The sequence below is a fragment of the Mesorhizobium sp. M7A.F.Ca.ET.027.02.1.1 genome, from assembly GCF_004022985.1.
GTDB lineage: Bacteria > Pseudomonadota > Alphaproteobacteria > Rhizobiales > Rhizobiaceae > Mesorhizobium.
On the sequence record NZ_RZOL01000612.1, the window covers coordinates 1 to 2434 of the forward strand.

General features: G+C 61.9%; 2 protein-coding genes and 1 pseudogene. All 3 read left to right on the forward strand.

Annotation, left to right across the window (positions count from 1 at the left end; translation table 11 throughout):
* Positions 1 to 306 precede the first annotated feature (306 nt).
* Positions 307 to 414: pseudogene (gene purU / locus EN749_RS34135) on the forward strand (formyltetrahydrofolate deformylase); the annotation flags it as partial.
* Positions 415 to 536: 122 nt separating this feature from the next.
* On the forward strand, positions 537 to 1775 hold the full coding sequence (locus EN749_RS34140) for a D-amino acid dehydrogenase (RefSeq protein WP_128364830.1): 1239 nt from the start codon (positions 537 to 539) through the stop codon (positions 1773 to 1775).
* A 169-nt stretch (positions 1776 to 1944) separates the two neighbouring features.
* Positions 1945 to 2434 (forward strand): hypothetical protein (locus EN749_RS34145; RefSeq protein ID WP_145991131.1); only part of this gene is annotated, 490 nt, incomplete at its 3' end.

A 2434-nucleotide genomic window follows, 5' to 3' on the forward strand; every position in this document is an offset into this window, starting at 1 on the left:
CATCTCCTCCGGGGGCTATGGGCACCGCGCAAGGAAGTCTCTTGCGCTGGGGTACGTTCCTGTCGAGTTCGCCGGTGACGGCACTGTGCTGGATGTCGAAATCGACGGGCAAATGTTTTCAGCCGTGGTAACCATCGACCCTCTCTACGATCCGAACGGCGATTTGATGCGATCTTAGTTGGTTCCGTCGCTTCCAGCTGAGGTCGCAAAGGCAGGTTGAGCGTCACGCGGCGCTCATGCGGCGAGGATTTCGAACTGCTTGGCAATGGAGGGCGTCGCATCGTGGGCAAAGCTCGGCTGTCGTTTGCGCATGCCATCCATGGGCCTATCCATAGCCGCTCTTTCATCAACGGCAACCGCACCGTCGACTTCCCGGCAAGCCCCGGCAGCTTTGCGTCAGAACGGATGGGGTAGCCTTTTCTGGTCCAGATCATCGACAGTAGGCAGGTAGCGGCGACTGTCATTGAAGCGGCTAAGAATGCGGTGCGGTGCCTTGAGGCGCTCCGCTTTGGTTCAATTGTTTTTGGAGGAACGGCATGAAGGTCTTGGTGCTCGGAGCCGGCGTGGTTGGCACGGCGGCCGCTTACTATCTGGCTAAAGACGGCCATGAGGTGACGGTGATCGAGCGCCATGAAGCGGCAGCGAGCGGCACCAGCCAGTCCAACGCCGGCCTGGTCTCGCCGGGCGACGCCACCGCCTGGGCCTCGCCGGCGGCGCTGAAGACCTTTCTGCGCGCGCTCTGGAACCATGACCTCGGCATCAAGGTCCGGCTGCGCCTCGATCCGTATTTCTATGCCTGGAGCCTGCGCTTCCTGCGTGAATGCACCTTAGCGCGCCTGCGCGCCAACACCGACGTCAAGCTGAGGCTCGCGCTCTATTCGCGCGACTGCATCAATGCGCTCTCGGACGTGACCGGCATCCACTATGACGAGCGCAAGAAGGGGATCCTCTACTTCTTCCGCTCGCAGAAAAGCTTCGACACCGGCACCGACAATTACCGCTATCTCGGCGAGCACGGCCTGCCGATCGAGATCGTCGGCCGCGACCGCCTAGTCGAACTGGAGCCGGGCCTTGCCGGCGTGAAGGACAAGATCGCCGGCGGCATCTATTCGCCGATCGACCAGACCGGCGATTCCAAGCAATTCGTCGACAAGCTTGCCGCCTATGCGGCCGAGAAGCTCGGCGTCAGGTTCCTGTTCGGCACGACAATCGAGGGCCTCGACATCGAGGGCGACCGGGTGCGAGCCGTGATGACCTCAGCCGGACCGGTTGCGGGCGACGCCGTCGTCATCTCGATGGGACCAGAAAGCGGCCTGTTCGGCCGCCGCTACGGCATCGACCTGCCGGTCTACCCGGTGAAGGGCTACACCGTGACCGTTCCGCTCGAGGACGAGAGCAAGGGCCCGAACATGGGGGGCGCCGACGAGGACCGGCTGATCGGCTATTCCAGGCTGGGCAACCGCCTGCGTATGTCCTCGACGGCGGAATTCACCGGCTTCGACCGCAGCTTCAAGCCGCGCGATTTCAGAACCATTCTGGAAACCGGCAAGGATCTGTTCCCGGGCGCCTTCGACGAGAAGAAGGCTTTGTTGTGGGCAGGCCTGAGGCCGATGATGCCGAGTTCCGTGCCCATCTTCGGTCAGGCGAAATACCGCAACCTCTATCTCGACACCGGCCACGGCCATCTCGGCTGGACCATGGCCTGCGGCTCGGCCGACCTGGTCGCCGGTCGCAAGCCGGAGATCGACCCGCAAGGGCTGGTCTACAGGAGCTGAGGAAGTGGTCTAAGAGACCCCTCTGATTGGGGTCGTTGAGGTCAAGATGCTCCCTGCACTTTTTCTGGACCGTTCCATGGGTCACTCGCTTCTCTTGCAGTCGGCGAGACCGGTAATTTCTCTGGGGTCGAATACCGGTTGTTAGGCGACCGGTCCATGACCGTCGCTTTTGTTCAAAGAGGCGATGGTGGCGGTTGAGTGGACGATCACGATCGAGGGGAAGAACGAATTCGGCAACGTCTGTCGTGGGCAAGTCCGGATTGGCAAGAGCTGGGAGCGCTTGTTCGACGGTGAGATCGGCTTCTCGATCGAAGAAGGCAAGAAGGTCATGGCGACGCTGCAGAGCGCGGTCGTGAACCACGAGGCAGCGACTGACCAGGCGATGCCTGAACTAATGGAATTGACGGCGCGGCTGGGAAGCATGATGCCGTACCGGCAGGCGGCGAACGTGCTGGCCGAGTTCCTGCCATTGAACCGACCGAGAGCATGCGACCGTGCGCAAACGCACCATCAGGATCTGCGAGCGGCTCGACGACCACATCGCGCAGGAAACAGGGCGCGAGAGGTCTCAAATCGATGGCCGAGGCCAGCTCGAAATGCAGCTTCCCGGGATCGATGCAAGGGTTCGTCGTCAGCATCGATACGGCTCATGTCCGCAG

Coding starts and splice junctions, on each gene's coding strand:
- EN749_RS34140 (WP_128364830.1), top strand. CDS start 537: ATGAAGGTCTTGGTGCTCGGAGCCGGCGTGGTTGGCACGGCGGCCGCT.